This window comes from Peptoniphilus sp., from assembly GCF_034090345.1.
In the GTDB taxonomy this organism is placed as follows: Bacteria; Bacillota; Clostridia; order Tissierellales; family Peptoniphilaceae; genus Peptoniphilus.
In genome coordinates this window covers 1-2,187 of sequence record NZ_JAXDSS010000088.1, presented here as the reverse complement: position 1 = coordinate 2,187, position 2,187 = coordinate 1, and the positions used below count along the sequence as shown (strand labels likewise).

Below are 2,187 nucleotides of genomic sequence, written 5' to 3'. Positions count from 1 at the left end.
AATCCTTATATATTCTCTTTTGTTATTAGTTTTTTTGAGTTCTACTTCTAATTCTTGAATTTGTTTTTGTATATCTTTCATAATATTATTATACTACATTAAATCACACAATTGTATCTATTGTTTAACGGATATTAGTATGAAAAAAGAAAATTTTTGTAGATATGACATCAAACAAAGCAAAAGAAATAAATAAAAAAGAAAAACTTGTAGGAAAAAAATTTGGAAAACTAAAAGTACTATCTGTTTATAAAAAAGGCAAGTACAAAAAATATAAATGTATTTGTGATTGTGGAAATACTACTGATGTATACTATAGCAATCTTATCTCGGGAAGAACCGTAAGTTGCGGATGTAAAGGAGCAGAGATTGCCAATAGGTATAAAAACATAGTAGGAAATATATATCACGACCTTATAGTTGAAGAGAAGACTGAAAAACGTGAAGATGGCTTATAAAATGCTTTGGTTTATTTTTGTAGGAAGAAAGATTGTTTAAATTTCATATTTTCTATATACTATTTAAGAAAATTTATAAAAGGTTAACATTTTAAAAAATTTTATAACTCACATCACAGTATTTCTATGAATTATGTAATTTATTTAAATTAAATCAAATAAGTATTAGATAATGTTTTTGTTAGAAATGTGTTTAATAAAGGGATTAGTATAAAAAAATTAGGCTGTTTTAAAATAGCTCAAATTCAAGAAAAGGCTTACTCATTTCAAGGTAGCTGTTTTTCTTTTTGACCATTTTGCCTCAGCCTTTTTTAGTAGGTATTAAATTTAAAAAAGTTATAAAGTACGGAAGAGTTTACGATAATTTTTAGGGGTTAAACCGTATTCTTTTAGAAATAGTTTATTATAATAGCTTTGTTGAGAAAATCCACATTCTAGTGATATTTCTGTTATAAGAGCGGAAGTCTCTTCAAGCATTTGAGCGCTACGTTCCAATCTATAACTATTTAAAAATTCTATAGGTGACTTACCGGTGTATTCTTTAAAAATTCTCATGCAAGTACTTTTACTTACTGAGCCGGAATTTGCAATATCATCAAGAGAGATTTTTGAACCAAAATTTTCGTAAATAAATCCAGACATTTTACGTTGTATTTGTATATTTGGATTTTCTCGGTCCTTTATAGTTTCGTTTGATGTTTGATAGGCAATATATAGTCTGCGCAGTATCATAATCATAATTGAGGTTATCTCCATTTCATAGCCAAGTGGTTTTGAATTGTAAATCTCTTCAATTTCATTTATGAGATTTAGTATTTCTTTAGATAGTGAACTTTTATATCTGAATCTCATGTGAGAAAAGCCGTTATCAGAGAGCATAGGGAGCATATATTTTTTGTACATAGTTTCATCTTTAAAGAGTATATCCGGGTTGAAGATAAAAGTTTTCTTTTTGCAAATTTTTAATGAGCTATCGTTTAATATTCGGTGAATTTTTCTGCGATTTATCACGCATACATCACCAGCTTGAGCCTCAAGATTTTTACCGTTGACTTGACAGGTGAATTTACCTTCTATAACTTTTATTATCTCTATGGAATTGTGCCAGTGGGCTAATTCTTCATTTTTATTTTTGGTAGAGCAAGTATTTTCTTCTATATAAAAAGGTATTTCTATATCAGTTATTTTCATTTTCTATAAATCCTTTACAAATGATCATATATTATTATTTTTTAGTTATAAAATACTATTTAGTAGTCCTTTTGTATCATATAATATCAATTATAAAGAAGCAATATAAAAAAGGAAAAGATTTATAAAATAAAGGAGAAAATTATGGAAAATAAATTAAATGTTTTATTGTCAGATCTGATCGTATTTTATCACAAGTTACAAAACTTTCATTGGTATGTTTCAGGACTTAACTTTTTCCAAGTTCATGGACAACTAGAAGAAATGTACAATAGAATTTTACCTCAAATAGATAGTATTGGAGAATTAATTCTGATGATAAATGGAAAACCGGTATCAAACATGAAACAATTTTTGGAAAATGCTGAAATAGAAGAATCGGAAGGAGAATTCCAAAATGATGTTAAAAAGATATTTGAAGTATTAAAGGAAGATTACAAACATCTATTGAATAAAGCTAAAGAGATTAAAGCTGATGCAGATGATAAAAGTGATTATTTAGTTTCTGCTAATATGGATGAACTTATTGGAAGTTATA

General features: G+C 26.9%; 3 protein-coding genes. 2 read left to right on the top strand and 1 reads right to left on the bottom strand.

Annotated features, from left to right (window positions below; translation table 11 throughout):
- Window positions 1-164: 164 nt before the first annotated feature.
- Window positions 165-458, top strand: coding sequence for a hypothetical protein (locus SOR77_RS07525; RefSeq protein ID WP_320636519.1), 294 nt, complete (start codon window positions 165-167; stop codon window positions 456-458).
- A 336-nt stretch (window positions 459-794) separates the two neighbouring features.
- Here SOR77_RS07525 and SOR77_RS07520 read toward each other — a convergent pair whose 3' ends face one another.
- A complete protein-coding gene (locus tag SOR77_RS07520) occupies window positions 795-1,649 on the bottom strand; it encodes an AraC family transcriptional regulator (RefSeq protein ID WP_320636518.1) in 855 nt (284 codons plus the stop codon).
- 144 nt (window positions 1,650-1,793) lie between these two features.
- On the opposite strand from SOR77_RS07520, the gene SOR77_RS07515 reads away from it, so the two are divergent.
- The coding region (locus tag SOR77_RS07515; protein WP_320636517.1) for a DNA starvation/stationary phase protection protein at window positions 1,794-2,187 on the top strand (394 nt) is incomplete at its 3' end.

What these genes read in the sequence shown, in the direction of transcription:
- SOR77_RS07525 (WP_320636519.1), top strand. Translation starts at nt 165, where the DNA reads ATGACATCAAACAAAGCAAAAGAAATAAATAAAAAAGAAAAACTTGTA.
- SOR77_RS07520 (WP_320636518.1), bottom strand. Translation starts at nt 1,649, where the DNA reads ATGAAAATAACTGATATAGAAATACCTTTTTATATAGAAGAAAATACT.